Source organism: Albidovulum salinarum (genome assembly GCF_025673475.1).
In the GTDB taxonomy this organism is placed as follows: Bacteria; Pseudomonadota; Alphaproteobacteria; order Rhodobacterales; family Rhodobacteraceae; genus Albidovulum; species Albidovulum salinarum.
On the sequence record NZ_JAOVQO010000010.1, the window covers coordinates 90,975 to 117,398 of the forward strand.

The window sequence follows — 26,424 nt, forward strand, 5'->3', positions numbered from 1 at the left end:
AATATCCTCGGGGGGAGCGCGGAACGCGCGCGGGGGGCAGACAGCCCCCGTCCGACACCGTTCACAAGCTCCTGACCCGAGGTCGCCGCCATTTCGCCGCCGGTTCCACGATCAGCTCGCTCAGAGCCCAGACCAGCGCATCCACACGGTCGGGCGAACCCCGCCCCTCGTATCCCCGCGCCGTCATCCGGCACATCTGGTTCTCGAGCGTCCCGAGCCCGTGCAGGTGATGCACCCGCCCCTGCTCGTAAAGGGCCGCCACCGGCTCCGCCCGCGCGACCTTGCCCCGCGCCGCGCGCACCGCCCGGAACGGAACCACCGGGTCGATCTGCCGCACCACGCTCTCGACCAGGTCGCCGCCCTGGTTGACCTCCGCGACGAGCCGCTCCGCGCCGTGCCGCTCCACCGCCGCGATCGCCGCTCGCGCCCAGTCGGCGGGCGACGCCGCCGGGACACTCGCATCCTCCAGCACCCAGGCCCGCCATTCCGACGGCGCCCCCTCGGTCAGCGCGCCCACGACGACGATCCCGCATTCGTCCGAACCGGCATGCCCCGTCACCGGCGGATCGACCGCGACGACGATCCGGCTCAGCCGCTCGGGCGCCCCGGACCGGCATGCCTCAAGGCTCGCCGAGGTCCAGAGCGCCCCTTCCGCATCCTCCAGAAGCACCCCGTCGAGCTCCTGCCGCCCGAGCCGCGTCCCGGCATAGCGCGCCCGGACCTCGTCGAGGAACGAAGCCGCGAGATAGGCCCGGTTCGCCTCGGTCGGCGCCTGCGTCAGCACCGTCGAGGGATTGCGCAAGATCGCCTTCAGGACACCCACGTTGCGCGGCGTCGTTGTGACCACCTGGCGCGGATGCTGTCCGAGCCGCAGCGCAAACTGCAGCATGTCCCAGGCGTCTTCCGCCTTGCCCCATTTGGCCAGTTCGTCGACCCAGGCGGCATCAAACTGCGGTCCCCGGAGGCTTTCGGGGCTATGCGCCGAATAGATCTCGGCCACCGCGCCGTTCGGCCAGACGAGCCGCTTGCGCCCCGCCTCCCAAAGCGGCCGCCGGTCTGGCGGTGAACAGGCGAGGATGCCGCTCTCGCCGAAGACCATGACCTCGCGGACCTGATCGACCGTTTCGCCCACGAGCGCGACCCGCCGCGCCCGGCCGGGATCCTCCGGCCGCGCACCCTCGACCTCGGCGCGCACCCATTCGGCCCCGGCGCGGGTCTTGCCCGCGCCGCGCCCACCCATGATCACCCAGCTCTTCCAGGCCCCATCGGGCGGCAGCTGATGCGGCAGCGCCCAGAACTCGAAGAGCCAGGGCAGCGCCGCAAGCGCCTCGTCGCCAAGCCCGGAAAGAAACTCATCCACAACCTCCAGCCTCGCGGAGGCGAGCCAGGCGGCGGCAGATCTCATCCCTTGCGGCGTCGAGGTCGAGCGCCGCGCCAGCGACGCATCCGCCTTCCGCTTCGTCGAATTGTGCAATCCTTGCCCTTTCCTCGAACACGATCCTGAGCGCGGATCGCAAGTCCTTGACGGCCTGTGTCCCGTCCTTCAGCCTGTCGAATTCACCCCGTTCGATCCGACGGATCGCGGCGGCGATTTCCGACGCGTAGCCACGAAACAGTTCATCCGCTTCCACGACAAGTGTCCTGGAAGGCGGCTCTTCAGCCGGAAGCTCTGTTGTCATTAAGTCAGCGCCCGCCTCTCATGCCCGCCCGCACGAGAGAAATGAAAAAGCGGCGATGGGGTCACCCCCGCGCCGCTCGCCCACTTCTTCTAGCATGCCCGAAGGTATATCCGGGATCGTTCGCAAAGTCAAGTGAAAACGTATTTGATTACAAAGACTTGGCGCGCGATCTATTTACCGCGCGTTAACCGTTTCCGAGAGCCAGGCGGCCGGCCGCCCGGCTCAGTTCCCGGTGCCCTGCTCCGCCTCGATCGTCCGCCAGCGCGCGACATTGTCGTTGTGCTCGGCCAGGGTCTTGGCAAATGCATGCCCACCCGAGCCATCGGCAACGAAGAACAGGTAATCGGTCTTTTCGGGATTGAGCGCCGCCGCGATGCTGTCCGCGCCCGGATTCGCGATCGGGGTCGGCGGCAGCCCGTCGATCACATAGGTGTTGTAGGGTGTGCGCCCCCTGAGCTCGCTCTGCCTCAACCCGCGCCCCAGTACCCCCTGTCCCTTGGTAATCCCGTAGATCACGGTCGGATCGGTCTGCAGCTTCATGCCCTGCGCAAGCCGGTTGAGAAACACGCTCGCCACAAGCGCGCGCTCCCCCGGAACACCCGTCTCCTTCTCGACGATCGAGGCCATGATCAGCGCCTCTTCCGGCGAGGCATAGGGCAACCCGTCTGCCCGCTTCTCCCAAAGCTCGGCCAGCGTCTTTTCCTGCGCCGCGCTCATCCGCGCGACGAGGTCGGCGCGCACCGCCCCGCGTTCGACCTCATACTGCTGGGGCGCGAGCGTGCCCTCGGCCGGGATGTCCTTGATCTCCCCGGACAGGAAGTCCACGCGCGACAGCGCGTCGATCACCTGCCAGCTCGTCACGCCCTCGACCACGGTCACCCGCAACCGAACATCGGGCTCCCCGACGAGCGCCGCGAAATCGTCCGGCACCGGCCCCTTTGCCGGATCGAACTTCGCCAGCTCCGCCAGCTGCCCGGTCGCCGGGTCGAGATCGCTGACCACGACGTTGGTCTCGGCAACGCCGATCCTCAGGTTGACCTCGGTCCCGCAGGTCGACACCCCAAGCCCCGTCGCCTCGGCGATGATCTCTTCCATAGAGGCACCCGGAGCGATCAGATAGGAGCCCGCCTTGAGTTGCCTGGACCGGTCCGAGTAATCCGCGCCGACCCTGAAGATGTAACGGTTGGAGATCGCCCCCTGCGCCGCGAGATCGTCCGCGAACCTGCTGAGCGTCCCGCCCTTGGGAACCTTGACGCAGATCGCCTCGGCGAGCGGTCCCGGCCCGACATACTGCCGCTGCCCCCAGGCCACGACGCCGGCGACCGCCATCAGGAGGACGATGGCGATCGTGAGAAAATTCGCGGCAATGTGCTTCCACATCAGGCCGAGACCCGCCCCAGCACCAGCGAGGCATTGGTCCCGCCAAATCCGAACGAGTTGGAAAGCGCCACGTTGATCTCGCGCTTGACCGCCTTGTTCGGCGCCAGGTCGAGCTTCGGCTCCACCGCGGGATTGTCGAGGTTGATCGTCGGCGGCGCCACCTGGTCGCGGATCGCGAGAACGCAGAAGATCGCCTCGACCGCGCCGGCCGCGCCCAGAAGATGCCCGATCGCCGATTTCGTCGACGACATCGTGGCCTTCGCCGCCGCATTGCCCATCAGCCGCTCGACAGCGCCAAGCTCGATCGTGTCGGCCATGGTCGAGGTGCCATGCGCGTTGATGTAGTCGACCCGGTCCGGCGTGATCCCCGCGCGCGCCAAGGCCGCCTGCATCGAACGATAGCCGCCGTCCCCGTCCTCGGAGGGCGCCGTGATGTGATAGGCGTCGCCGGAAAGCCCGTAGCCCAGCACCTCGGCATAGATCTTCGCGCCCCGCGCCTTGGCGTGCTCGTATTCCTCCAGCACGACGACGCCTGCGCCCTCGCCCATTACAAACCCGTCGCGATCGGCGTCATAGGGCCGCGAGGCCTTGGTCGGATCGTCGGCCCGCTTGGTCGACAGCGCCTTGCAGGCATTGAACCCGGCGATTCCGATCTCAGAGATCGGGCTCTCGGCGCCGCCCGCGACCATCACGTCGGCATCACCCCACTGGATGAGCCGCGCCGCATCGCCGATCGCATGCGCGCCGGTGGAGCAGGCGGTCACGACCGCGTGGTTCGGCCCCTTGAACCCGTAGCGGATCGAGACCTGACCGGAGATCAGGTTGATGAGCGCGCCCGGAATGAAGAACGGAGAGACCCGCTTCGGCCCCCGCTCCTTGATCAGGACCGCCGTCTCAGCGATGGAGGACAACCCGCCGATCCCCGAGCCGATCATCACGCCCGTGCGCAAACGGCCTTCCTCGTCCTCCGGCATCCAGCCAGAATCCTTCACCGCCTGATCGGCCGCGGCCATGCCGTAGAGGATGAAATCGTCGACCTTGCGCCGGTCCTTCGGTTCCATCCAGTCGTCGGGGTTAAACGTCCCGTCCGTGCCATCGCCGAACGGAATCTCGCAAGCATAGGTCGTGGTGACGTTCGATGCATCGAACCGCGTGATCGGCCCGGCCCCGGACTTCCCTGCGATCAAACGCTCCCAGGTCTCTTCCACGCCACATGCCAACGGCGTGACCATACCCAGTCCTGTTACGACGACCCGCCTCATTGCGATCCTCACTCAGTTTGCAATTCGGGGATTGATACACGGCCAAGGCGGACACGGGCAAGACCAGTTCACCGCATCGGCCGGAGCGCGCCACCGGCCGCCCGGTGTAAGCGGGCGGCCGGTCCTGAACCGCAAGGTCATGCACGAACGGCGGGCGCTCGCGGACCGGCGCCAACGCCGGTCGAAATCAGATGAACTCCGCGACGTGCGACGTATCCGGCCGTGCCTCGCGCAGAGCTTCCTTGAGATCGACAGTCTTGTTGAACAGCGCCCGCCCGACAATTGCGCCGGAGACCTCGCCGAGAAGCCGCAACCGCGAGATGTCGTCGACCGTGCGAACGATGCCGCTGGCGATCACCGGAATCTTCGTCCGCGCCGCGAGCGCAGAGATCACGCCCAAAGCGGCGTCCGATTCCTGCAAGTCATAGTCGATGTCAGTGACGATGATGGCTGCGAACGGCGTGCCTTCGAACGCATCGAGGAAGGCCTCCGGCGTATAGGCGCTCTGGCTCTTCCAGCCGTGCGTCATCACATGTCCCTTCCAGACATCCACGGCCAGAACGATCTGGTCGGGATGATGATCAGCCAGTTCCTTCACCAGATGCGGATTCTGCGCGGCAAGAGTCGACACGACGACCCGACCCGCGCCGTGGTCGATCCACTGCTCGATCCGGTCACGCGAGCGGAAGCCGCCCCCCAACTGAACCGGAATCCCGGCCCCCCGGATGATGTTCAGGATCAAGTCGTGGTTCTCGTTGCTGCCATGCATGGCGTCGAAATCGGTAACATGCATCCATTCCGCGCCAGCATGGGCGAATTCCTGAGCCTTGACGACAGGATCGACGTGCCAGATCGACGGTTCCTCGATCCGGCCGCGCGCTAGGCTGACGCACCGGCCGTTCTGAATTTCGATCGTGGGGTACAGGATCATGTCAGCGCCTCCATGCAGTTTGTCCCTTGACCGGAGCGGTCGGGCTCTCTGGGAAGCCGCCACGCTTCGGGCGGCGGCCTTCCCTCGAAGTTTATGGCTGTTGGCGCTAAACCCAAAGGCGATTCCGACGCTTTTGCAAAGAATCCGTCAGATTCCGCCCACTGCCTGCCCAAGCCCCGCTGGCGCCCCTCAAACCCCGAGATCGCGCGCCAGGAGCATTACCCGGTCGCCCAGATCCTCGCATTCGCGCATCGCGACGTAGCCGAGCCTCTCCGCGATCGCGAAGGACGCCGCATGTCCAATCTCGATCATCGCATGGCTCCGCCCACCGAAGGCCTGCGCGTCGAACCATCGATGCGCAGCCGTCACCGCCTCGCGCCCGTAACCCTGACCGTGCGTCCAAGCGCTCAGCACCCATCCGGCCTCCGGTGCGGCGTCAAAGTCAGCGCCAATCCCGCGCCGGCCGGTGAAGAACCCGGTCTGGCCGATGAATGCGCCATCGGCCTTCCTTGTGATCGCCCACTGGCCGAACCCCTCGATCACCCAGTTCCCCGCGATCTTCAGAAAGACCGCCCAGCTCTCCTCCTCCGAGCGCGGCTTCGCACCGATGAAGCGCACGACCTCCGGCTCCTGCCAGAGCGCCGCGAAGGCCGCGAAATCCTCCCGCACCATGGCCCTGAGCCTGAGCCGTTCCGTCTCGATCACCGGCACCATCACGCACCCCCAAAAGCAAAGCGGCGCCCCCTTCGGGACGCCGCTTCATATCCGTCTCGAGGCGCCGGTCAGGCAGCTTCGGAGATGAACTTCACCGCATCGCCGAAGGTCTGGATCGTCTCGGCGGCGTCGTCCGGAATTTCGATGCCGAACTCTTCCTCGAACGCCATCACCAGCTCGACGGTGTCAAGGCTGTCCGCGCCCAGGTCGTCGATGAACGAGGCGCTCTCGGTCACCTTGTCCGCCTCGACGCCCAGATGCTCGACGACAATTTTCTTCACGCGATCTGCGATGTCGCTCATGTCAAATCCTCATTTTCGCGGGCCTTTCCCGCCTCCTGGTCCCTTGCTCTCACCGAGCGGCTCCGGCCCCGCATCCTCGCGAAGGCCACCGGCGATGCACAGTGCATCCCCCGGCACGTCGTCGCCGCCTATAGCACAGTCTAATCCCGAGGCAAACGCTTTCGCAACGTCCACCAGGGACCGTCTCAGGCCATGTCCATGCCGCCGTTCACATGCAGCGTGGCGCCCGTGACATAGGCCGCCTCCGGGCTCGCGAGATAGAGCGCCGCGGCCGCGATTTCCCGCGCCTCGCCCATCCGCCCGGCCGGGATCTGCGCCGAGATCCGCGCCTTCTGCTCGTCGTTGAGCTTGTCGGTCATCGCCGTGGCGATGAAGCCCGGCGCGACGCAGTTGACGGTGATGCCCCGGCTCGCCACCTCGTGCGCGAGTGCCTTCGACATGCCGGTCAGCCCCGCCTTCGCGGCGCAGTAGTTGCCCTGGCCCGGATTGCCGGTCGTGCCGACGATCGAGGTGATGTTGACGATCCGCCCCCAGCGCGCCTTCATCATGCCGCGCAGGACGCCGCGACAAAGCCGGAAGGTCGAGGTCAGGTTGACATCGATCACCGACTGCCACTCGTCATCCGACATCCGCATGAAGAGGTTGTCGCGGGTGATCCCGGCATTGTTGACGAGGATGTCGACCGCGCCCATCGCCTCGGCGGCCCGCTTCGGCAGCGCCTCGACCGCGGCCGGGTCCGAAAGGTTGCAGGGCAGGACATGCGCCCGCTCGCCCAGTTCCGCCGCCAGCTCATGAAGCGGCGCCTCGCGCGTTCCCGACAGCGCCACCACTGCGCCCGCACCATGCAGCGCGCGCGCGATCTCGCCTCCGATCCCGCCCGACGCGCCGGTGACCAGCGCCGCTTTTCCCGTCAGATCGAACATGCCTCAGCCCCTCACTTTCTGTCTTCAAATACTCCGGGTGGGGTTCGGGGAGGGCAGCGCCCTCCCCGTCCGCCCTATCCTTTCGCCGCGGCGACATCCTCCGGCGTGCCCACCGCGCGGCATTCGCCTTCCTTGGCGATCCGGCGGATCATGCCGCACAGCGCCTTGCCGGCGCCGATCTCCCAGAACTCGGTCACGCCCTTCGAGGCCATGAACGCCACGCTCTCGCGCCAGCGCACCGAACCCGTCACCTGCTCGACCAGGAGCGAGCGGATCGTCGCCGGATCGGTCACGTCATGGGCCGTGACATTGGCGACGAGCGGCACCTTCGGCTCGTCGATATGGACATGGCTCAGCGCCTCGGCCATCGCCGCCGCGGCCGGCGCCATCAACTCGCAGTGGAAGGGCGCGGAGACCGGCAGCAGGATCGCCCGCTTGGCGCCCTTCGACTTGGCGATCTCGAGCGCCCGCTCGACCGCGTCCTTGTGGCCCGAGACCACGACCTGTGCCGGATCGTTGTCGTTCGCCGCCTGGCAGACCTCGCCCATCGCCGCTTCGGCCGCGACCGCCGTCGCCGCCTCGAAGTCGAGCCCGAGAAGTGCTGCCATCGCGCCGACGCCGACCGGCACCGCCTCCTGCATCGCCTGCCCGCGCAGGCGCAAGAGCCGCGCCGTGTCGGCGAGGCTCAGCGCCCCCGCCGCGCAGAGCGCCGAATACTCGCCGAGCGAGTGCCCAGCGACGAAGGCCGCCGAGCCGACCTCGATCCCCTCCGCCTCGAGCGCCCGCAAGGCCGAGATCGACGTTGCCATCAGCGCCGGCTGCGCGTTCCGGGTCAGCGTCAGCTCCTCCTGCGACCCTTCCCAGATCAGCGCCGAGAGCTTCTCGCCGAGCGCGGCGTCGACCTCGTCAAAGACCGCCCGCGCCGCCGGATAGGCCTCGGCGAGCGCCTTGCCCATGCCGATGACCTGTGCCCCCTGGCCCGGAAATACGAAAGCGCGCGTCATGATCCATCTCCCCAACGGTTTCTGACCGCATAGCCTGCCCGGCCCCGCCGTGCAATCCACGAGCGCCCGGCTGGCGCCGCCACGACACTCGGATATCATGCGCGAAAGGCCCCGAACGGAGACCGCCATGCCCCGAGCGACCGCCACCCGCCACGGCTTCGGCCGCGCGGCCCGTGCGTTCCACTGGCTCTGCGCGCTCGCGATCGTCGCGGCGGCGGCGCTCGGCCTTTACATGCTGCGCCTGCCCGCCGGCTCCGAGACCGAGGTCGCCGCCGTCTACCGCGCCTTCTCGGCTCACAAGACGCTCGGCATCGTCGCGCTCGCGCTTATCCTCGCCCGGCTTGGCTGGACACTCCGCCACCCCGGTCCCGGCCCGCTCCACCCTGCGCGGCGGGTCGAGACATTCCTCGCCGACTTGGTGCACTGGATCCTCTGGGGCGCGATGCTGGCGCTGCCGGTGACCGGCTGGCTCCACCACAGCGCCGCGCCGGGCTTCGCGCCGATCCTCTGGCCGTTCGGCCAGTCGCTGCCGCTGGTCTCGGCCGACGAGGCCAGGGCGCTCGAATGGCGAACCCTTCACCGGGCGGCTTCTTGGCTCCTTTACGGCGCGCTCGCCCTCCACATCCTCGGCGCGCTGAAACACGCACTCGTCGACCGCGACGCGACGCTTGCCCGCATGGTCACGGGCAACGGCCCGCCGGTGGCGCCCGCACGCGCCGGGCGGTACGCCGCCATTCTCGCCGCAGCCCTCTGGACCGCCACCATCGCCGTGAGCCTCCGCCTCGCCCCAGAACCGGAACCCGACCCGTTCGGGGCGTTAAACGGCCTCGACAGCCTTGACGGAATCGACGGCTTCGGCGAACCGGTGCTTCCGGGCAGCGCGCCCTTGCAATAGCCGCCGATTCCTTTATAAGGCCGCATCCTTCCGCTTTCACGAAACCGGCGAAGCCTCTCGTGGCGGGTCGCGGAAGGTCTGAACCCGCCGTTGAAGCCGCCCGAAACGACAGGAGTACGCATGCCGCTTTATGAGCATGTCCTCATCGCGCGTCAGGACCTTTCCAACGCGCAGGCCGAAGGCCTCATCGAACACTTCTCCACTGTGCTCAACGACAACGGCGGCAAGATCGTCGATCACGAGTACTGGGGCGTCAAGACGATGGCCTACAAGATCAACAAGAACCGCAAGGGCCACTACGCCTACCTGCGTTCGGACGCGCCCTCGGCCGCCGTGCAGGAGATGGAGCGCCTTGCCCGTCTGCACGACGACGTGATGCGCGTGATGTCGATCAAGGTCGACGCGCACGAGGACGGCCCCTCGGTCCAGATGCAGAAGCGCGACGAGCGCGGTGATCGTGGCGACCGCCGCGACCGCGGCGACCGCCGTTGATCGAAGCCTGAGGAAAGGAACTTAACCCATGGCGAACAAACCGTTTTTCCGTCGTCGCAAGGTCTGCCCCTTCTCGGGCGACAACGCGCCGAAGATCGACTACAAGGACGTCCGTCTTCTCCAGCGCTACATCTCCGAGCGCGGCAAGATCGTGCCCGCCCGCATCACCGCCGTCTCGGCGAAGAAGCAGCGTGAACTGGCCCGCGCCATCAAGCGCGCCCGCTTCCTCGCCCTTCTGCCCTATGCCGTGAAGTAAGGAGACCGACCCATGCAAGTCATCCTGCTCGAACGCGTGGCCAAGCTTGGCCAGATGGGCGAAGTCGTCAAGGTGAAGGACGGCTACGCGCGCAACTTCCTGCTGCCGCAGGGCAAGGCGCTGCGCGCCTCCGAAGCCAACATCCAGAGCTTCGAATCGCGCAAGGCCCAGCTCGAAGCGCAGAACCTCGAGACCCGCAACGAAGCCGAGAAGGTTTCCGAGAAGCTCGACGGCCAGATCTTCGTCGTGATCCGCTCGGCCTCCGACGCCGGCGCGCTCTACGGCTCGGTCACGCCGCGCGACGCCTCCGACGCCGCGACCGAGGCCGGCTTCACCGTCGACCGCAAGCAGATCGTGCTGACCCGCCCGATCAAGGAACTCGGCCTCCACGACGTCGAAGTCGTGCTGCACCCGGAAGTCTCGGCCACGATCAAGCTCAACGTCGCCCGCTCGACTGAGGAAGCCGAACTGCAGGCCACCGGCAAGTCGATCCAGGAACTGGCAGCCGAAGCCGAAGCCGCGGCCGATTTCGAGATCGCCGAGCTCTTCGACGACATCGGTGCCGCCGGACAGGACGCCGACGCGGAATAATACCGACCACCACTCACGACACCGAACCGCGCCGGCCCGTCCGGCGCGGTTTTCTTTTTCCTAGCCTTGGACTTTCTGGGTTCTCTTTGCGGAGAAAGCCGCCATCTGAACCTATCGTTTACCGGATCTGGTGACAGGTTTCGAACACAGTCGCCTCTTGCGCGGCGCCATCATTTGTCGTGGCGTGCTCGAAGAAGGTTGGCAGGCCGGCAGGAACGACCGTGTCCGAGCGCGCAGCTCCGAGAAATATGTGCTTCGAGGTTGCCGGATCGATCGGGAACCAACACGGTTCGTCGAAAGTGCCGGCATAAACGCCAACCACATTCGGAAACCGCTCGAAGCTGAGCCAAAGCTTCGTGCCGCAGTCCGGGCAAAAATGGACGTGGACCAGCTTTCCCGATCCCGCCGACACCTGATCGAAAGTCTTGGGCGAGCCGGCAAGCACGACGAACGTGTCGGCGTCAAAGATCGGCTCGACCATATAGGCCGATCCCGTGGCCTTCTGGCAAAACCGGCAGTGACAGACAGTCACTCGGTTGGGCATCGCAAGAGTTGCGTAGCGTATAGCGCCGCACAGGCACGCTCCCTCGTTTCTCGTCATTGCTGCATCCCGGTTTTGTAAGGCTTCCTTAATCGGCTGCCACCGCGAAGCGTTGCACATTGCGACGCGGCCTTGAAGGCGAACTTGCTCGAACGCCTTCTGAGGAATCCGGATTGAGCGACCATTCACCGGCAAGGGGCTACCGTTTGTCTTGCCCGGCATGCCGTCATGGGTCGCGTTCTAGCGATTTCTGGCGCATCATCGCCGCGTACACGTTGAAAGGAGGTTCCATGTCGATCATCTCGCACCACGCCCGCGCCGCAGCCGACGAGATCAAGACGGTCTTCGACTTCTTTTCTTCCTACCGGGCCGACGCCGCCGACGGGCAGGGCGTGGCCGACCTCACCTTTGGCAATCCGCACGAGATGCCGCTTCCCGGCCTCGTCGCCGCGCTCAAGACCCACAGCGAGCCGCAGCGCACCGACTGGTTCGCCTACAAGACCAGCGAGGAGGACGCGCGCGGCGTCCTGGCCCGTGCGCTCTCGCAGGAACTCGGCCTCGGCTTCGTTCCCGAGGACGTTGCAATGACCACGGGCGCCTTCGGCGCGATCGCGCTCGCCTTCGCGATGCTGCTCGATCCCGGCGACGAATGCATCATCCCGGTGCCGGGCTGGTTCTGCTATGGCACCGTGCTGCGCAACGGCAACGCCGTCCCGGTGAAGGTGCCGCTTGCCGAGGACACGTTCGACCTCGACCTCGCCGCGATAGAGCGCGCGATTACGCCGCGCACCCGGATCGTGGTGGTCAACACACCGCACAATCCCACCGGCATCATCTATTCCCGCGAGCGACTGGCCGAGCTCGCGGCACTCCTGACCGCCAAATCGGCCGAGATCGGGCGGCCGATCTTCATCCTCTCCGACGAGCCCTACCGGCGGATCCGCTTCGACGGCGCGGGCTTCACCAGCCCGGCCGAGCTCTATCCCTGGACGCTCATCGACTACAGCTACGGCAAGGTCCTGCTCGCCCCCGGCCTTCGGATCGGCTATCTCGCCATCGGTCCGCTTATGCCCGAGGAGGCCAAGGCGGAACTTCGGGCGCTCGCCACCTCGACCCAGGTCGCGCAGGGCTGGACCTTCCCCGACGCGCCGCTGCAATACGCGGTCGCCGACCTCGAGGCGCTGTCGATCGACATTCCGGCGCTTCAGGCCAAGCGCGACCGGATGCATGGCGCGCTCGAACAATGGGGCTACCGGATGACCCGCCCCGCCGGCACCTTCTACCTCTGGGGCCGGGCGCCCGGCGGCGACGCTGTGGCCTTCACCCGCAGGCTCGCGGAGCGCGGGGTCTATGTCATGCCGGGAACACTCTTCGAACGGCCCGCGGATTTCCGCATCAGCCTGACCGGCAGCGCCGAGATGATCGAAGCGAGCCTGCCCGCTTTCGAGGCCGCCAAAGGCAATGCCCGCGCCTGAGGCGCGGGCATCCTTCATGAAGCGAGGTCAGCCGACCAGCGCGTTGTCATTCCGCTTGATCGCGATGACGGTCGAGCGCGGCAACTTGCCCGTGCCATCCGGGAAGGGCGCGGCAGGGTGCTGGATGCCCACGAACATCGTTCGCCGATCCGCCGACCAGGTGAGACCAGTCACCTCGGCGCCGAGTGGCCCGGTCATGAACCGTTCGATCTGACCGGTCGCCGGATCGCCCGCGAGCATCTGGTTGTTGCCCATCCCGGCGAAATCACCCTCGTTCGTGTCTTCGCCGTCGGTCTGGATCCAGAGCAGGCCGGTCGTGTCGAACTTCATCCCGTCCGGAGAGTTGAAGAGATTGCCGGCATTGACGTTCTTCGACCCGGCATAGGCGTCCTCGTGCACGGTGGGGTTGCCGGCCATGACATAAAGGTCCCAGCCGAACCGGTCCGAGCCGTGATCGTCGTCCTCCGGATACCAGCGCACGATCTGGCCGTATTCGTTGGCCTCGCGCGGGTTCGGGCCGTTCACCGGGGTCGGATCGCCGCCCTCATTCGGCTTCTTGCCGCGGTTCTTGTTGTTGGTCAGGGCGCAGTAGCCCTCGACCGCAACCGGGTTGACCGCGACCCATTCCGGCCGGTCCATCGTCGTCGCGCCGACCTTCGAGGCGGCCATCCGGGTGAAGATCCGGATCTCGGCCTCGCTCATGCCTGTCGCCTCGGGCGTCAGCTCCACCCATTCGCCGGTCAGATCGTCGTCGAACCGCGCGACGTAGAGCCGGCCGTCGTCGAGGAGCCGCGACGTGCCCACGCCCGGCGCATAGAACCCGTCCGAGACGTAGCGATAGAGGAACTCGCCCCGCTCGTCATCGCCCATATAGACCACGACCCGCCCGTCCGGCGCGAGCGTCACGGCCGTGTTCTCGTGCTTGAAGCGGCCGAGCGCGGTGCGCTTCACAGGAACCGAGGCCGCGTCGGCAGGGTCGATCTCGACGATGTAACCATGCCGGCGCGGTTCGTTCGGCGTGGTCGCGATGTCGAAGCGCGGATCGAACTTCTCGTAGGCATAACGGCTCTCGCGATCCACTCCGTAGCGCTTGAAGTCGTCCGGCAGATCCTGCTCGGCGACGGTCGAGCCGAAGTAGCCGTTGAAGTTCTCCTCGCAGGTCAGATAGGTGCCCCAGGGCGTCCGGCCCGCACCGCAATTGTTGAGCGTGCCGAGCACCGTCACCCCCTCCGGATCAGCCGCCGTCTTCAGTAATGCGTGTCCCGCCGCCGGCCCCGACAGCCGCATCGGCGTCCGGTGGGTGATGCGGCGGTTGAAGGGCGAGCCGACCACGACCGACCAGCCGTCCGGCCCCTCGGCGATCTCGAAGACCGAGACGCCCTGAAGGTTCTGCAGCTTCGCCACGTCCTCGGCGGTCGCCGGCACGCCGTCGGTGTTCTGCGGCAGGTTCACCTCTGGATTGGCAGTTTCGTGGTTGACGGCAATCACCTGATGGCCGCCGATCTCAAAGAGTTCCATCCCGTCGGTGTTCTCGCCGAAGATCCGGTCCGATCCTTCGGCGCTGCCGCCGGTCGCGTGGTCGAAGGCCGGCGCGTCCGCAAAAAGTGGATCACCCCACTTTACCACGGGCTGCCAGTTGTAGCCCTCGGGCACATGAACGGTGTGGTCGGTCTGCGCCTGGATCGGCGCGAAGGCGAAGCGCCCGCCCGATGCGGCCGCCTCTGCTGCCGGCGCGGAGAGGAGCGTCCCCGCCCCCATCACCGCCGCGCCCGAACCGAAGGCGATCACGCCGCCGAGGAACCCGCGCCGCGACAGCGCCCGCTCCACGACACGGTCGAAACCGGATTCGGCCGGGCGTGGATCGTTCACTTCGTCCCATTCGTCCCAGGACAGGCGGTGCGTGTCCGTGGCTTTCATGTCATGCCCTCTCGCGGTAATGATATTCTGCGACAATTTCGGACGCTTCCGTAACGGAAACTTGTTACTCCGATGAAATCTGCGCAACGCTCCGCCGCGGCGCTTCGCATTCTGTTGCACCCCGAGCGGGATGCGTTTTAAAGAAAGGCGCCGGCTCTCCGGCCACACCGAAATACCCGGCCAGGAGCCCACCGATGTCCATGCTTTCGACCTTCATCAAGCCGATGCACCGGGAGGGCTACCGCTTCGTCGGCATCTTCGCCGCCGTGACGCTCGTGCTTTTCCTGATCGCGGAACCGCTGGGCTGGATCGGGGTCGGCCTCACCGTCTGGTGCTACTACTTCTTCCGCGACCCCGAGCGGGTGACGCCGGTGCGCGAGGGGCTAATCGTCTCCCCCGCCGACGGCATCGTGCAGATGATCGGCAAATACGCCCCGCCCGAGGAACTCGGCCTCGGCACCGAGCCGATGACCCGCGTCGCGGTCTTCATGAACGTCTTCAACTGCCATGTGAACCGCACCCCGATCGCCGGGCGCGTGGAGAAGATCGCCTACCGGCCCGGCAAGTTCTTCAACGCCTCGCTCGACAAGGCGAGCGTCGACAACGAAAGGAACGGCCTCGCAATCCGGCTCGAGGACGGCCGCGCCATCGGCGTCGTGCAGATCGCCGGCCTCGTCGCCCGCCGCATCGTCTGCGAGGTGAACGAGGGCCAGCCGCTCCAAACCGGCCAGCGCTTCGGCATGATCCGCTTCGGTTCGCGGCTCGACGTCTACCTGCCCGAGGGCGTCTCCCCGCTCGTCGCGGTCGGCCAGTCGACGATCGCCGGAGAGACCGTGCTCGCCGACCTCATCTCCACCGAAACGCCGCGCCTTGGCGTGAGACGCTGACCGATGAGCGAGCTTCCGCAGCCCGAACCCGAAAGCGACAGCCAGCCCTTCCTGGCGCTGCTGCCGAATCTCGTGACGATGATCGGGCTCTGCGCCGGTCTCACCGCGATCCGCTTCGTGCTTGCCGGCAAGTTTGAACTCGCGGTGATCCTGATTATCTTCTCGGCGGTAATCGACGGGCTCGACGGGCTTCTCGCCCGCCGCCTGAAGGCCACGAGCGAGATCGGCGCCCAGCTCGATTCCCTGTCCGATTTCCTGAATTTCGGCGTCGCGCCAGGTCTTCTCGTCTACCAGTTCGCGCTTGCCGAGAGCGAAAAGATGGGCAGCTGGATTGTCGTCCTCGTCTATGTGAGCTGCACCTGCATGCGGCTCGCGCGCTTCAACGTGGCGCAGAACAAGGCTGCCGTGACCGGGATCAAGCCGCCGCCGCATTTCGTCGGCGTCCCGGCGCCGGCCGGCGCGATGCTGGCGCTCCTGCCAGCCTTCGTCGCGTTCGAAACCGGCGCCGAGCCGGCGCCGCCGCTTCTGACCGGGGGCTATCTCCTCGGCGTCGGCCTTCTGATGGTCAGCCGACTGCCGACCTTCTCGCCGAAGTCGCTGCGCGTGCCGAAGGCGAAGACCGGCTGGATCATGATCGCGACGGCATTGGTGATCGGCGCGCTGCTGGCCTGGTTCTGGCTCTCGCTGATCCTGCTCACGGCTGTCTACGGCCTCTCGCTGTTACATTCGTTCTACAAGGTATTCCGGCACGGGCGAGGCTGACACCGCCGCCTCCGGCCACAGGAAAGGACAGGAATTGGAACTCGCCGCCGTAAAAACCTCGTACAAGTACTGGGCCCCGATCTACGATTACACCTTCGGTGCGATCACCCGTGCCGGTCGCCGTCGCACGGTCGACTATGTCAACACGCGCTCGGGCCGAGTGCTCGAGATCGGCGTCGGCACCGGCCTGTCGCTGCACCGCTACGGCCGCCATCTCGAGGTGATGGGCATCGACGTCTCGCCCGACATGCTCGACAAGGCGCGCCAGAAAGTCGCCGAGAAGGGGCTGACCCATGTCACCCGGATCTCCGAGATGGACGCCCGCACACTCTCCTTCCCCGACGACCATTTCGACACCGTCGTGGCGATGTACCTCGTCTCCGTCGTGCCCGAGCCTGAACGCGTGCTGGCGGAGATGGCGCGGGTCTGCAAACCGGGTGGCGAGGTGCTGATCGTCAACCACTTCGCGCGCGACAAGGGCGTGCTCGCCGCGATCGAGCGGCTCTTCGCCCCGCTCGCACATATCATCGGCTGGCATTCGGATTTCGCGATGGAACGGGTGCTCGGCGCCGACGCCCTCGAAACCGTCAGCGTGCAGGACATCGCGCCCTTCGGCCTGTTCACCTTCCTCAAGCAGCGCAAGCTGAACGCGGAATCGGCCGCGGCCTGACACCGCGGCCCTCGAAGATCGGCAGGCGCCCGGCAGCCGGACGCCTCATGCCCGCCACATTGCCGCTGCAACCTACGCTCGTGCCGCCCCGACCGCTCCGCGCGGGCCGGGGCGATACCGGGGGCTTGGGCTGCGGGGCGGAGGATGAACGCTCGAACCCGTCGGAGTGCCGGCGATCCGTGCGCGGACCGTCGCAAGTCAAGCCCCGGCCTCGCCGGAGCGATGTGCCTCGTGATGGCGCTCATCCCTCACAAAGCCATGCCGCAGCAGTTCTGGGAGATGACGCAGCTCGTCGACGCGCGCGCAGGCACGAGCTTGAGCGACATTGCGCGACAGCTCGGAACCGGCGGGTACGAACTCTCGGACGGCTCACCGGTCGCGTTCTCGGATTGGTATTCAAGCAGCTGGACCGACCTCCGCCTCACCTGGGTCACGCAAGTGAGCCAGAACTTCGGCGTCTATTGGGGCTTCGGCACCGGCGAGCGCGGCCCAAAGTACGAGATCGAACCGAGCCTTAAGCTCGGCCTGATCGTGCTGCAGCCCGTCTCGCGGAACGGGATGCTTTCGCTCTCGGCGACCACGGTGATCGGGGGCGCTTTCAACGAGGGTACCTGTACCGCCGATTACGGCGCGATCGGCGGGACGCAGACCGTCAACTGCCGGCTCGCGGCCTCGGTTTTGCCGCCGGAAGAAACCCTGGCCTATCTCGTCCATGAGAAACCGGCCGACCGATTCGAGCTGATTCTACGCTACCGGCTCTCGTTCTAACTCAACAAGTTCACTGCGTTACGAGGATTGATCACAAAATCAGAACAACGACGTTGCCCGGAGCGCCAATCTCCGGCCCGAGACGGCAAGGCGCGCAATTTCTTTGACAGGTCCGGACCGGCTTCACCCACAATGTCACATCAGACACCAGAAACCTTTGCCCAGCGGCCCCACCGGCCAGCCCGGCGCCAGGGCCGCTCCTTGACCGAAAGGAGACGGATCCTTGCGTTTCAACGGTACCCTCCTGAGTTTCGTCGCGGCCAGCCTCATTGCCGTGACCGCCCCGATCAACCCCGCCACGGCGGACGAACCCGACCTCTTCCTCCACGCGAGGGGAGACAGGGGCAAGCCGGGCGGCAACGACGGCGGAACGCCCAGCGCGCCCACCTACTATTCCTGGATGAGCCCCGAGGTCCAGGCCGCCTGGGACGCGGGCTTCCTCGGCCAGGACGTGTCGATCACCGTCGTCGACGACTTCAACAGCCGCAGCAAGGGCTTCGGGAACCTCGGTGACGGCATCAGCCGCAAGCGCCACGGCGAGTGGACGCTGAAGCAGGCAGGGATGATTGCCCCCGAGGCGTTGACCTTCGCCGACGAATTCACCGTCGAGTCCGCGGTCACGCTCCGGTCCGGCATGAACGTGATCAACGCCAGCTACGGGTTCCAGGAACTGGCCAGCCTCTACAGCACCGGCTGGGAAAACGCCTATCCGCAGGAGAAGTCGATCATCGACGCGGCCCGGAACGGCACTGCGGTCATTTCGAAATCCGCCGGCAATAACGGCCTGCCGATCGGCTCCGTCCTCGCCGACGGCAGCCAGGACTTCCTCTCGCTCGGCCTCGTCGGCACGCAATCGGCGATCTTCGTCGGCGCGACCGACTGGAACGGCACGGTGAGCGCCCCGGCCCTGCTTGCCAGCTATTCGAACTACCCGGGCGCCAACACGACGATCCAGAACCAGTTCCTCGTGGTCGGCGTCGACAGCTCCACGACAGGGCTTGCCGGCACCTCGTTCGCGGCGCCGATCATCAGCGGCTATGCGGCGGTGCTGTCGAGCAAGTTCAAGTCCGCCAGCGAAACCCAGATCGCGAACCAGCTCCTCTCGACCGCGCGGCAGGACACGCTCCTGTTCTACGACCCGCAGTTCCACGGCCGCGGCGAGGCGAGCATCACCCGCGCGCTCGCCCCCGCCTCGATCCAGTAGACGGCCGCTTGCAACGAAAAAGGCCGCGCGGATCGCGCGGCCTTCGGTGTTCCAGATCGGTTCCGATCAGAGTTCGTCGAGCGCCTCGACCGCCTTCTGCAGATCGTCCTTGGAGACTTCCTTCTCGGTCACCTTCGCACCCGAGACGACGAGGTCGACGACCTTGTCCTCGAAGATCGGCGCGCGCAGCTGCTGCTGCATCTGCGGGTTCTTCTGCACGAATTCGAAGAACGCGCGCTCCTGGCCCGGATACTGCCGCGCCTGCATCATCACCGCCTGGGTCATCTCGGAATCGGTGACCTCGACCTTCTCCTTGCGGCCGATCTCGGCCAGCAGGAGACCGAGGCGCACGCGGCGCTCGGCGAGGGCCTTGTGCTCCTCGGTCGGCTCGATCGAACCGTGGTCGTGGTGGTGCACGTCCGGGTTCTCGTCATGCCAGAGCTGGTGGGCGATCTGGCCGGCCTCGGCCTCGACGAGGCTCGGCGGCAGGTCGAACTTCACCAGCTTGTCGAGCGCGTCAAGCAGCCCCCGCTTCATCACCGCGCGAGCCGCGCCGTGGTACTCGGCTTCCAGCCGCTCGCTGATCTGGCCCTTCAGCGCCTCGAGGCTCTCGGCCCCGAACTGCTTGGCCAGCTCGTCGTCGATTTCGGCCGGCTTCGGCGCCTTCACGGCCTTCACCGTGCAGTCGAAGACCGCTTCCTTGCCCGCAAGGTGCTTTGCACCGTATTCGGCCGGGAAGGAAACCTTCACCGCGACTTCGTCGCCAGCCTTGGCGCCGACGAGTTGGTCCTCGAAACCGGGAATGAACGAGCCCGAGCCCAGCTCGAGCGGATAGTCCTCGCCCGAGCCGCCCTCGAAGGCCTCGCCGTCGATCTTGCCGACGAAGTCGATCACGACCTGGTCGCCGTCCTTGGCCTTGGTGCCCTTCTTGCGGTCCTCGAAGTTCTTAGCCGACTTCGCGAGGTTCTCGAGCGCCTCGGTCACGGCGGCTTCATCGGCCTTCACGACGAGCTTCTCAAGCGTCAGCGCCGAGGTGTCGACCTCCGGGATCTCCGGCAGCGCCTCGTAGGACATCTCGACCACGACATCGTCGCCCTCTTTCCAGTTCTCGCCGCCCTGCATCTCGACCTTGGGCTGCAGCGCCGGACGGTCGCCAGTGGCCTCGAAATGCGACTTCATCGCGCCGTCGATCGCGTCCTGCATCGCATCGCCGAGGATGCGCTGGCCGAACTGCTTCTTCAGAAGCGCCATCGGCACCTTGCCCTTGCGGAAGCCCTTCATCTCGACTTCCGGCTGCGCCTCGATGAGCTTCTCGTTCACTTTCGCGTCCAGATCGGCGGCCGGCACGGTGATCGTGTAGCTGCGCTTCAGGCCGTCTTTCAGGGTCTCGGTGACCTGCATTCCTTCGTCCTTTTCCTCATGGTGCGGGTGGAGGGACTTGAACCCCCACGCCTTGCGGCGCCAGAACCTAAATCTGGTGCGTCTGCCAGTTTCGCCACACCCGCAATGCCCCCCGGAGCGGATCCGACCGGAACCGCCCTCGAAATCGGCGCCCTTCTAGCAAGAGTCCTTGGGCGATGCGAGCGGAAAAGTGTCGCCGCGCCGGTTCCACGGGCCATTGGTTCCGCCCGGCGGGAGGCTTTGGAACCGCGGAAACTTGGCCGTCAGAGCCCGAGATCGCGGAATACCGCCGGAAGCTCTTCGGGCAGGTCCTCGGCGATGAGGCCGGGCCCGAACTTCCGCGCGCATTCGACATGGAGCCAGGCGGCAGCCTCCGCCGCCGGCATCGGCGCGAAGCCGCGCGCCAGAAGCCCGGCGATGAACCCCGCGAGCACGTCGCCCGAGCCCGCCGTCGCGAGCCAGGGTGCCGCGCGGTCGTAGTGCGCCGAGTTGATGGAACAGCGCCCGGACGGATCCGCGATCACCGTGTCCGGCCCCTTGAAAAGCACCACACAACCCGCCCGCGCCGCCGCCTCGCGCGTCGCGTCGACCTTGGAATAGGCGGGGCCTTTCGTTGCCGGTTCCGCGAGCTTCTCCGCGATGTCGGGGAAGAGCCGGGCAAACTCGCCGGCATGGGGGGTGAGGACGCAACGGTCGTGGAGCGCGGCAAACAGGCCAGGCTCGCGGGCGAGGATCGTCAGCGCGTCGGCGTCGAGGACGACGGCACGCGCGGCCCCCCGCCCCTCTCCCCTCCCCACGAGGGGGAGGGGAAGCGCCTCCACCCCGGTCGCACCACCAGCCTCACCGCAGCTCCCCTCCCCCTCGTGGGGAGGGGATGAGGGTGGGGGGACGTGGGCGCCAACGCCGAGCGCCGTCGCCACCAGCGCCACCTCCCGATCACCGGTCCCGAGCCCCGGCCCGAGGCAGAGCGCGTTGATCCGCTCGTCTTCCAGCACCAGCCCGAGCGCCTCGGCATCCGCAAGAGGCTTCAGCATCACCGCATCGAGCCGCGCGGCATTCTCCACCAGCGCCTCGGGCGGACAGCCCACGGTGACGAGTCCGGCCCCGATCCTGAGCGCCCCCCGCGCGGCAAGACGGGCAGCCCCGCCCTTGCCCGCGCCGCCAGAGAGGATCAGGGCGTGGCCGTGGGTGTATTTGTGCGAACCTTGCGTTTTCGCGAGTCGCTCGCGCATCGCCGGTCCGCCCGCGACTGCCTTTGCCTCACGAAACATGCCTGCCTCGCTCCCCGAGAAACTGGCGGCAAGAAATGGAGGCATCCGTCATTTGACGACCTCCGCAATATGATCCCAAGGGCCAAGACCAATGTCTTTGACGACCACGTTTCCGCAGGATGCTGTGGTATATGAATGCAGATGAGCGGGTTTCATACGATGGAATGTGACCGTCAGATCGGCGAGGAACCAGGACAGGTAGTCGGGCGGCTCTGGCTCGTCAGCGAACATACCCGAAGGAATGTCAATCGCAACGTGCCGCGCCGGCGTTAGCCGGTCCCCCACGCCGACCTCTATATCATTATACCCGAACAGCGGCGACAGGCCCTCAATAGAGCGGGTGAGGCCAACCCCGAATATCGCGTCCACGACTAGAGATGTGCCGCTAAGTCCGTAAGCCGCCTCATTGAACCGTTCAACATCCGCTTCCGTGACACGCGGAAAACTCAGACTTGTCACCTCCCCCATCCCCCGCCACCGCTCATAATTCACCCGCGCATCCGGCGGCAGCTTTGCAGGCTCCCCGTAGAGGAAGACCTCCACCTCCCAGCCCCATTCCTTCAGGAGCCGCGCGACGACAAACCCGTCGCCGCCATTGTTGCCCGGACCGCAGAGCACCACCGCCCGGTGCGAGCCCGCCTTCAGTTCCGGCCATTCCTCGAAGATCGCCTCGACGACGCCGCGCCCGGCGCGTTCCATCAGCTCCAGCCCGGTCACTTCGCCCGAGGCGATCGCCGCCTGTTCGATGGCGCGCATCTGCGCGGCGGTGAGGAGTTCGGTCATGCTCAAACCTCGATGTTCGCAAACTGCCCGCGATCCGGGCGAAATGCTCAAATTTTGGGCAGCAACGCAGGAATCCCCGACGCTCAGCCCCCGAGCGGAGCCTAGCCAATTGTGCCGGCCCGGCGGAAGTGGTGACAGGGGCGCGACCGCAGGAAATTACCCCGGGGAGAGTCGGCCCATGAAGAAGATCGAAGCCATCATCAAGCCCTTCAAGCTCGACGAGGTGAAGGAGGCGCTTCAGGATGTCGGCGTCCAGGGGCTCAGCGTCATCGAGGTCAAGGGCTTCGGCCGCCAGAAGGGCCATACCGAGCTCTATCGCGGTGCCGAATACGTCGTCGACTTCCTGCCCAAGGTGAAGATCGAGGTCGTGCTCTCTGACGACATGGTCGAGGCCGCGATCGAGGCGATCATCTCGGCCGCGCGCACCGACAAGATCGGCGACGGCAAGATCTTCGTCACCCCCGTCGAACAGGTCATCCGCATCCGCACCGGCGAGACCGGCGAGGACGCGATCTGATACCCCGGAGCGCAGGAAGGGCCTGATCCCGCCCTGCGCCCGGCCCCGCAACACCCAACCGAAAGGAAGAGACATGAGCGCCAAGGACGTTCTCAAGCTCATCAAGGACGAGGAGATCGAATACGTCGATGTCCGCTTCACCGACCCCAAGGGCAAGCTGCAGCACGTGACGCTGATCGTCGACATCATCGACGAGGACTTCTTCGAGGAAGGCTTCATGTTCGACGGCTCTTCGATCGCCGGCTGGAAGTCGATCGACCAGTCCGACATGAAGCTGATCCCGGACACGTCCTCGATCTACATCGATCCGTTCTACGCGGAAAAGACGCTCTGCATCCACTGCAACGTCGCCGAGCCCGATACCGGCGAGCCCTATTCCCGCGACCCGCGCGGCACCGCCGCCAAGGCCGAGGCTTACCTCAAGTCCACCGGCATCGGCGACACCGCCTATTTCGGCCCCGAGGCCGAGTTCTTCATCTTCGACGACGTCCGCTATTCGGTCTCGCCGCAGAAGGTGTCCTACCAGATCGACAGCCATGACGCGGCCTGGAACACCGACACCGAATACGAGATGGGCAACCAGGCGCACCGCGCGCTCCACAAGGGCGGCTACTTCCCGGTCAACCCGATCGACGCCTCCCAAGACCTGCGCGGCGAGATGCTCTCGACCATGAAGCGCATGGGCATGAAGGTCGACAAGCACCACCACGAGGTGGCGACCGCCCAGCACGAGCTTGGCCTCATCTTCGGCGGCCTCGTCGAGCAGGCCGACAACATCCAGAAGTACAAGTACGTCATCCACAACGTCGCCGCCGCCTACGGCAAGTCGGTGACCTTCATGCCGAAGCCGATGAAAGGCGACAACGGCTCGGGGATGCATGTCAACATGTCGATCTGGAAGGGCGGCAAGCCCTTGTTCGCCGGCGACAAGTATGCCGACCTCAGCCAGGAAGCGCTCTGGTTCATCGGCGGCATCCTGAAGCACGCCAAGACCCTGAACGCCTTCACCAACCCGTCGACGAACTCCTACAAGCGCCTGATCCCGGGCTTCGAGGCCCCGGTCCTGCGCGCTTACTCCGCCCGCAACCGCTCGGGCTGCGTCCGGATCCCGTGGACCGAAAGCCCGAAGGCCAAGCGCGTCGAGGCCCGCTTCCCGGATCCGGCGGCGAACCCCTACCTCGCCTTCGCGGCACTGCTGATGGCCGGCCTCGACGGCATCAAGAACAAGATCGATCCGGGCCCGGCTTCGGACAAGGACCTCTACGACCTGCCGCCGGAAGAACTGGCGGGCATCCCGACCGTCTGCGGTTCGCTCCGTGAGGCGCTCGAGGCGCTCGAAGCCGATCACGGCTTCCTGCTCGCGGGCGACGTGTTCACCAAGGACCAGATCGACGGCTACATGGCGCTCAAGTGGGAAGAGGTCTATGCCTACGAGCATACGCCCCACCCGATCGAGTACCAGATGTACTACAGCTGCTGAGGCATTGCCCGGCATGGAAAGGGCCCCGATCCGGGGCCCTTTTTCGTTTCCCTCTCGCGGCAGCTTCAGGCGTGTGCGCCCGCTTTCGCGCCGATGTGGATATGGGCCTTGCCTTCCGACACCGTCGGCGCCGCCGCGCTGATATGCGCGGCATTGGCCTTCAGCCACTCCTTCGCCACGGCGAGGCTCCTGTCGGTCCCCGCCTTGTCGGTGCAGACCGTCACGGTGAAGCATCCGTCCTTCGTCTCGACCAGATCGTAGCTGACGAAGCCGGGCACCCCCGAGATGAGCTTCTCGACCTCGCTCCGGCGCGAGATCAGGAGTTTCGTCAACTCCTCCACGCCCTTGCCGGCATAGCTGCGTATCATGACATGCATCGCGATAGCCCCCTCCTTGAACGATTGTGGAAAGATCGTCTCGGGGCACCCTGTTCGCGCCCGGAGGCGACGGCGGAAGGATAGCGAAACCCGACCGATTCTTGCACGCTTGCGCGTGACTGGCGGTTCCATCGGCCATTTTCGGCGCATGAGCGTTGGGCGAGGCTGGCACGGGGGGGCGACGCAGCGGGAATCCGCGCCGCGAAAGGGCGGAATCTGACCGTCCCCGCGTCGCAATCGGGGGGGACGGCGGCGGGAACCGCTTCCATCCTGCCCGCTGAAACCGGAGGCTTCCATGGACACTCACTACCGCGACATCCGCAAGATCGATCCCTCGAAGGGCTCCACGCTCGGCGACGGCACCCCTAACGACAACAACCGCGTCGAGATCGGCCCGACGCAGCTCGCCTTTCGCGAATGGGAAGCCGCCGGGCTCACGCTGCCCAATCTCGAACGGATGCGCGAGCATCGCTGGAAGCGCCTGACGAAGGCGGTCGTCGATCGTGGCTGGGGCGGCCTTCTGATGTTCGACCCCCTGAACATCCGCTACGCGACCGACTCGACCAACATGCAGCTCTGGAACACCCACAACCCGTTCCGCGCGCTTCTTCTTTGTGCCGACGGCTACATGGTGATGTGGGACTACAAGCAGTCACCCTTCCTCTCCGAGTTCAATCCGCTCGTCCGCGAGCAGCGGTCCGGGGCGGATTTCTTCTACTTCGACCGCGGCGACAAGGCCGGCGACGCCGCCCGCCGCTTCGCCGCCGAGGTGAAGGACCTGATCGCCGCGCATGGCGGCGCCAACACCCGGCTCGGCGTCGACAAGATCATGCTGCACGGGCTCCGCGCTCTCGAAAGCCAGGGCTTCGAGGTCATGGAAGGCGAGGAAGCGACCGAGAAGACCCGCGCCATCAAGGGCATCGACGAGATCCTCGCGATGCGCTGCGCCCATGACGCCTGCGAGAAGGCGGTGGCCGAGATGGAGCGCGCCTGCCGCGAGGGCGTGCCCGGCGGCAAGATGAGCGAGGACGACGTCTGGGCCGTGCTTCACGCAGAGAACATCAGGCGCGGTGGCGAATGGATCGAGACCCGTCTCCTCGCCTCCGGGCCCCGCACCAACCCCTGGTTCCAGGAATGCGGCCCCCGCCTCATCCAGCCGAACGAGATCGTTGCCTTCGACACTGACCTCATCGGCTCCTACGGCATCTGCATCGACATCTCACGCACCTGGTGGGTCGGCGACGCCAAGCCCACCAACGCGATGATCTATGCCATGCGCCACGCGCACGAGCACATCATGACCAACATGGAGATGCTGAAGCCCGGCGTCTCGCTGAAGGAACTGACCTTCGGCGGCCACCACCTCGACGAGCAGTTCCAGAAGCAGAAATACGGCTGCAAGATGCACGGGGTCGGGCTTTGCGACGAGTGGCCGCTTGTCTCCTACCCCGATGCCTGGGTCGACGGCGCCTTCGACTATGTGATCGAGCCCGGCATGGTGCTCTGCGTCGAGGCGCTGGTCTCGCCCGAGGACGGTGATTTCTCGATCAAGCTCGAGGACCAGGTGCTGATCACCGAGACGGGGTACGAGAACCTGACGAAATACCCCTTCGACGAACGGCTCATGGGGCTGGCCTGAACCAGCCCCGATTTTTCGGCGAAGAATCGCTGCCTCGCCGGACGCTCAGCCTTCCGGCCAGGTCGAGCGCCGAACATTGCCATGCCAGTCCTCGGAGATCCCGCCGACCGCGGGGTCTCCGCTGCCGCGCCGGTCCGAATCGCCTTCGGAAAGCAGAAGCACGAACACCCCGAGGGCGGCGAGGACGATCACGCCCACGATAGGGTCGGTCCTCTTGCGCCGATCGATGATATGGTGCCGCGCGCCATGTATCGTGCTCTTCATGGGTTGCCTCCTTTCGCTTCGTCTTGCCAGGAAAGTAGG

General features: G+C 66.2%; 28 protein-coding genes, 1 tRNA gene and 1 pseudogene. 13 read left to right on the forward strand and 17 right to left on the reverse strand.

Going from position 1 to position 26,424, the window contains the following annotated elements; all coding sequences use genetic code 11:
* Nucleotides 1-61: 61 nt before the first annotated feature.
* The 9 genes from OEZ60_RS11960 to fabD form a co-directional block, all read right to left on the reverse strand.
* The gene (locus tag OEZ60_RS11960; RefSeq protein WP_263336405.1) at nt 62-1,405 is read right to left on the reverse strand and encodes a DNA-packaging protein; all 1,344 of its coding nucleotides are present in this window, start codon (nt 1,403-1,405) and stop codon (nt 62-64) included.
* Nucleotides 1,353-1,631: a hypothetical protein gene (locus OEZ60_RS11965; protein WP_263336407.1), complete on the reverse strand. Its 279-nt coding sequence runs from the start codon at nt 1,629-1,631 to the stop codon at nt 1,353-1,355. The genes OEZ60_RS11960 and OEZ60_RS11965 overlap by 53 nt, the downstream gene beginning before the upstream one ends.
* Nucleotides 1,632-1,901: 270 nt before the next feature.
* A complete protein-coding gene (mltG, locus tag OEZ60_RS11970) occupies nt 1,902-3,059 on the reverse strand; it encodes an endolytic transglycosylase MltG (RefSeq protein ID WP_263336410.1) in 1,158 nt (385 codons plus the stop codon).
* On the reverse strand, nt 3,059-4,321 hold the full coding sequence (gene fabF / locus OEZ60_RS11975) for a beta-ketoacyl-ACP synthase II (protein WP_263336579.1): 1,263 nt from the start codon (nt 4,319-4,321) through the stop codon (nt 3,059-3,061). The genes mltG and fabF overlap by 1 nt, the downstream gene beginning before the upstream one ends.
* A 187-nt stretch (nt 4,322-4,508) precedes the next feature.
* On the reverse strand, nt 4,509-5,252 hold the full coding sequence (locus OEZ60_RS11980; RefSeq protein WP_263336581.1) for a 1-(5-phosphoribosyl)-5-[(5-phosphoribosylamino)methylideneamino]imidazole-4-carboxamide isomerase: 744 nt from the start codon (nt 5,250-5,252) through the stop codon (nt 4,509-4,511).
* Nucleotides 5,253-5,441: 189 nt separating this feature from the next.
* A complete protein-coding gene (locus tag OEZ60_RS11985; RefSeq protein WP_263336412.1) occupies nt 5,442-5,966 on the reverse strand; it encodes a GNAT family N-acetyltransferase in 525 nt (174 codons plus the stop codon).
* 68 nt (nt 5,967-6,034) lie between these two features.
* Nucleotides 6,035-6,268 carry an acyl carrier protein gene (locus OEZ60_RS11990; RefSeq protein WP_128515501.1) on the reverse strand — a complete coding sequence of 78 codons (234 nt, stop codon included), beginning with the start codon at nt 6,266-6,268 and terminating at the stop codon, nt 6,035-6,037.
* Nucleotides 6,269-6,453: 185 nt separating this feature from the next.
* A complete protein-coding gene (fabG, locus tag OEZ60_RS11995; protein ID WP_263336415.1) occupies nt 6,454-7,191 on the reverse strand; it encodes a 3-oxoacyl-ACP reductase FabG in 738 nt (245 codons plus the stop codon).
* Between the two features lie 74 nt (nt 7,192-7,265).
* Entirely contained in the window at nt 7,266-8,195 is a 930-nt protein-coding gene (gene fabD / locus OEZ60_RS12000; RefSeq protein ID WP_263336417.1) for an ACP S-malonyltransferase, read from the reverse strand.
* A 127-nt stretch (nt 8,196-8,322) separates the two neighbouring features.
* Between fabD and OEZ60_RS12005 the strand changes: the two genes are divergently transcribed.
* The 4 genes from OEZ60_RS12005 to rplI all read left to right on the forward strand — a co-directional run bounded on the left by OEZ60_RS12005 (nt 8,323) and on the right by rplI (nt 10,429).
* The gene (locus tag OEZ60_RS12005) at nt 8,323-9,090 is read left to right on the forward strand and encodes a cytochrome b (protein WP_263336419.1); all 768 of its coding nucleotides are present in this window, start codon (nt 8,323-8,325) and stop codon (nt 9,088-9,090) included.
* A gap of 120 nt (nt 9,091-9,210) precedes the next feature.
* On the forward strand, nt 9,211-9,582 hold the full coding sequence (gene rpsF, locus OEZ60_RS12010; RefSeq protein WP_263336421.1) for a 30S ribosomal protein S6: 372 nt from the start codon (nt 9,211-9,213) through the stop codon (nt 9,580-9,582).
* 28 nt (nt 9,583-9,610) lie between these two features.
* Nucleotides 9,611-9,838: a 30S ribosomal protein S18 gene (gene rpsR / locus OEZ60_RS12015; RefSeq protein WP_105514010.1), complete on the forward strand. Its 228-nt coding sequence runs from the start codon at nt 9,611-9,613 to the stop codon at nt 9,836-9,838.
* 12 nt (nt 9,839-9,850) lie between these two features.
* Nucleotides 9,851-10,429 carry a 50S ribosomal protein L9 gene (gene rplI, locus OEZ60_RS12020; RefSeq protein WP_263336425.1) on the forward strand — a complete coding sequence of 193 codons (579 nt, stop codon included), beginning with the start codon at nt 9,851-9,853 and terminating at the stop codon, nt 10,427-10,429.
* Nucleotides 10,430-10,547: 118 nt separating this feature from the next.
* On the opposite strand, the gene OEZ60_RS12025 is transcribed toward rplI, so the two are convergent.
* Nucleotides 10,548-11,192, reverse strand: coding sequence for a GFA family protein (locus OEZ60_RS12025; protein WP_317852832.1), 645 nt, complete (start codon nt 11,190-11,192; stop codon nt 10,548-10,550).
* Nucleotides 11,193-11,260: 68 nt separating this feature from the next.
* On the opposite strand from OEZ60_RS12025, the gene OEZ60_RS12030 reads away from it, so the two are divergent.
* Complete coding sequence (locus tag OEZ60_RS12030) at nt 11,261-12,445, forward strand: aminotransferase class I/II-fold pyridoxal phosphate-dependent enzyme (RefSeq protein ID WP_263336427.1); 1,185 nt, start codon at nt 11,261-11,263, stop codon at nt 12,443-12,445.
* A gap of 27 nt (nt 12,446-12,472) precedes the next feature.
* On the opposite strand, the gene OEZ60_RS12035 is transcribed toward OEZ60_RS12030, so the two are convergent.
* Nucleotides 12,473-14,362, reverse strand: a complete 1,890-nt coding sequence (locus tag OEZ60_RS12035) for a PhoX family protein (protein WP_263336429.1) — start codon at nt 14,360-14,362, stop codon at nt 12,473-12,475.
* A 194-nt stretch (nt 14,363-14,556) separates the two neighbouring features.
* Between OEZ60_RS12035 and OEZ60_RS12040 the strand changes: the two genes are divergently transcribed.
* From OEZ60_RS12040 to OEZ60_RS12060, 5 genes are all read left to right on the forward strand, one after another.
* A complete protein-coding gene (locus tag OEZ60_RS12040) occupies nt 14,557-15,249 on the forward strand; it encodes a phosphatidylserine decarboxylase (RefSeq protein WP_263336431.1) in 693 nt (230 codons plus the stop codon).
* Nucleotides 15,250-15,252: 3 nt separating this feature from the next.
* A complete protein-coding gene (gene pssA / locus OEZ60_RS12045; RefSeq protein ID WP_263336433.1) occupies nt 15,253-16,011 on the forward strand; it encodes a CDP-diacylglycerol--serine O-phosphatidyltransferase in 759 nt (252 codons plus the stop codon).
* Nucleotides 16,012-16,045: 34 nt separating this feature from the next.
* On the forward strand, nt 16,046-16,681 hold the full coding sequence (locus OEZ60_RS12050; protein ID WP_263336434.1) for a class I SAM-dependent methyltransferase: 636 nt from the start codon (nt 16,046-16,048) through the stop codon (nt 16,679-16,681).
* A 234-nt stretch (nt 16,682-16,915) separates the two neighbouring features.
* Nucleotides 16,916-17,449, forward strand: coding sequence for a hypothetical protein (locus OEZ60_RS12055; protein WP_263336436.1), 534 nt, complete (start codon nt 16,916-16,918; stop codon nt 17,447-17,449).
* A gap of 223 nt (nt 17,450-17,672) precedes the next feature.
* Nucleotides 17,673-18,653, forward strand: coding sequence for a S8 family serine peptidase (locus OEZ60_RS12060; RefSeq protein ID WP_263336437.1), 981 nt, complete (start codon nt 17,673-17,675; stop codon nt 18,651-18,653).
* A gap of 66 nt (nt 18,654-18,719) precedes the next feature.
* Here OEZ60_RS12060 and tig read toward each other — a convergent pair whose 3' ends face one another.
* From tig to OEZ60_RS12080, 4 genes and pseudogenes are all read right to left on the reverse strand, one after another.
* Complete coding sequence (tig, locus tag OEZ60_RS12065) at nt 18,720-20,054, reverse strand: trigger factor (protein ID WP_263336440.1); 1,335 nt, start codon at nt 20,052-20,054, stop codon at nt 18,720-18,722.
* 19 nt (nt 20,055-20,073) lie between these two features.
* Nucleotides 20,074-20,158: transfer RNA gene (locus tag OEZ60_RS12070), tRNA-Leu, on the reverse strand.
* Between the two features lie 159 nt (nt 20,159-20,317).
* Nucleotides 20,318-21,259 (reverse strand): annotated as a pseudogene (locus OEZ60_RS12075) (ADP-dependent NAD(P)H-hydrate dehydratase); the annotation flags it as partial.
* Nucleotides 21,260-21,373: 114 nt separating this feature from the next.
* A complete protein-coding gene (locus tag OEZ60_RS12080) occupies nt 21,374-22,108 on the reverse strand; it encodes an NAD(P)H-hydrate epimerase (RefSeq protein ID WP_263336442.1) in 735 nt (244 codons plus the stop codon).
* 178 nt (nt 22,109-22,286) lie between these two features.
* On the opposite strand from OEZ60_RS12080, the gene OEZ60_RS12085 reads away from it, so the two are divergent.
* Together OEZ60_RS12085 and glnA are read left to right on the forward strand one after the other, a co-directional pair.
* Entirely contained in the window at nt 22,287-22,625 is a 339-nt protein-coding gene (locus OEZ60_RS12085) for a P-II family nitrogen regulator (protein WP_263336444.1), read from the forward strand.
* A 73-nt stretch (nt 22,626-22,698) separates the two neighbouring features.
* Nucleotides 22,699-24,105: a type I glutamate--ammonia ligase gene (gene glnA / locus OEZ60_RS12090; protein WP_263336447.1), complete on the forward strand. Its 1,407-nt coding sequence runs from the start codon at nt 22,699-22,701 to the stop codon at nt 24,103-24,105.
* 65 nt (nt 24,106-24,170) lie between these two features.
* Here glnA and OEZ60_RS12095 read toward each other — a convergent pair whose 3' ends face one another.
* Nucleotides 24,171-24,482 (reverse strand): hypothetical protein, encoded by a 312-nt coding sequence (locus OEZ60_RS12095; RefSeq protein WP_263336449.1) that lies wholly within the window; start codon nt 24,480-24,482, stop codon nt 24,171-24,173.
* Between the two features lie 295 nt (nt 24,483-24,777).
* Between OEZ60_RS12095 and dddP the strand changes: the two genes are divergently transcribed.
* Nucleotides 24,778-26,121, forward strand: a complete 1,344-nt coding sequence (dddP, locus tag OEZ60_RS12100) for a dimethylsulfonioproprionate lyase DddP (protein WP_263336452.1) — start codon at nt 24,778-24,780, stop codon at nt 26,119-26,121.
* Between the two features lie 45 nt (nt 26,122-26,166).
* Here the strand turns inward: dddP and OEZ60_RS12105 are convergent, their stop codons facing one another.
* Nucleotides 26,167-26,385 carry a hypothetical protein gene (locus OEZ60_RS12105; protein WP_263336454.1) on the reverse strand — a complete coding sequence of 73 codons (219 nt, stop codon included), beginning with the start codon at nt 26,383-26,385 and terminating at the stop codon, nt 26,167-26,169.
* Between the last annotated feature and the right edge of the window lie 39 nt (nt 26,386-26,424).

Bases quoted from the DNA above. Each gene is read 5' to 3' on its own strand.
- OEZ60_RS11960 (WP_263336405.1), bottom strand. From the start codon at position 1,405: ATGAGATCTGCCGCCGCCTGGCTCGCCTCCGCGAGGCTGGAGGTTGTG.
- mltG (WP_263336410.1), bottom strand. From the start codon at position 3,059: ATGTGGAAGCACATTGCCGCGAATTTTCTCACGATCGCCATCGTCCTC.
- fabF (WP_263336579.1), bottom strand. From the start codon at position 4,321: ATGAGGCGGGTCGTCGTAACAGGACTGGGTATGGTCACGCCGTTGGCA.
- OEZ60_RS11980 (WP_263336581.1), bottom strand. From the start codon at position 5,252: ATGATCCTGTACCCCACGATCGAAATTCAGAACGGCCGGTGCGTCAGC.
- OEZ60_RS11985 (WP_263336412.1), bottom strand. From the start codon at position 5,966: ATGGTGCCGGTGATCGAGACGGAACGGCTCAGGCTCAGGGCCATGGTG.
- OEZ60_RS11990 (WP_128515501.1), bottom strand. From the start codon at position 6,268: ATGAGCGACATCGCAGATCGCGTGAAGAAAATTGTCGTCGAGCATCTG.
- fabG (WP_263336415.1), bottom strand. From the start codon at position 7,191: ATGTTCGATCTGACGGGAAAAGCGGCGCTGGTCACCGGCGCGTCGGGC.
- fabD (WP_263336417.1), bottom strand. From the start codon at position 8,195: ATGACGCGCGCTTTCGTATTTCCGGGCCAGGGGGCACAGGTCATCGGC.
- OEZ60_RS12005 (WP_263336419.1), top strand. From the start codon at position 8,323: ATGCCCCGAGCGACCGCCACCCGCCACGGCTTCGGCCGCGCGGCCCGT.
- rpsF (WP_263336421.1), top strand. From the start codon at position 9,211: ATGCCGCTTTATGAGCATGTCCTCATCGCGCGTCAGGACCTTTCCAAC.
- rpsR (WP_105514010.1), top strand. From the start codon at position 9,611: ATGGCGAACAAACCGTTTTTCCGTCGTCGCAAGGTCTGCCCCTTCTCG.
- rplI (WP_263336425.1), top strand. From the start codon at position 9,851: ATGCAAGTCATCCTGCTCGAACGCGTGGCCAAGCTTGGCCAGATGGGC.
- OEZ60_RS12025 (WP_317852832.1), bottom strand. From the start codon at position 11,192: ATGCCGGGCAAGACAAACGGTAGCCCCTTGCCGGTGAATGGTCGCTCA.
- OEZ60_RS12030 (WP_263336427.1), top strand. From the start codon at position 11,261: ATGTCGATCATCTCGCACCACGCCCGCGCCGCAGCCGACGAGATCAAG.
- OEZ60_RS12035 (WP_263336429.1), bottom strand. From the start codon at position 14,362: ATGAAAGCCACGGACACGCACCGCCTGTCCTGGGACGAATGGGACGAA.
- OEZ60_RS12040 (WP_263336431.1), top strand. From the start codon at position 14,557: ATGTCCATGCTTTCGACCTTCATCAAGCCGATGCACCGGGAGGGCTAC.
- pssA (WP_263336433.1), top strand. From the start codon at position 15,253: ATGAGCGAGCTTCCGCAGCCCGAACCCGAAAGCGACAGCCAGCCCTTC.
- OEZ60_RS12055 (WP_263336436.1), top strand. From the start codon at position 16,916: ATGGCGCTCATCCCTCACAAAGCCATGCCGCAGCAGTTCTGGGAGATG.
- tig (WP_263336440.1), bottom strand. From the start codon at position 20,054: ATGCAGGTCACCGAGACCCTGAAAGACGGCCTGAAGCGCAGCTACACG.
- OEZ60_RS12080 (WP_263336442.1), bottom strand. From the start codon at position 22,108: ATGACCGAACTCCTCACCGCCGCGCAGATGCGCGCCATCGAACAGGCG.
- OEZ60_RS12085 (WP_263336444.1), top strand. From the start codon at position 22,287: ATGAAGAAGATCGAAGCCATCATCAAGCCCTTCAAGCTCGACGAGGTG.
- glnA (WP_263336447.1), top strand. From the start codon at position 22,699: ATGAGCGCCAAGGACGTTCTCAAGCTCATCAAGGACGAGGAGATCGAA.
- OEZ60_RS12095 (WP_263336449.1), bottom strand. From the start codon at position 24,482: ATGCATGTCATGATACGCAGCTATGCCGGCAAGGGCGTGGAGGAGTTG.
- dddP (WP_263336452.1), top strand. From the start codon at position 24,778: ATGGACACTCACTACCGCGACATCCGCAAGATCGATCCCTCGAAGGGC.
- OEZ60_RS12105 (WP_263336454.1), bottom strand. From the start codon at position 26,385: ATGAAGAGCACGATACATGGCGCGCGGCACCATATCATCGATCGGCGC.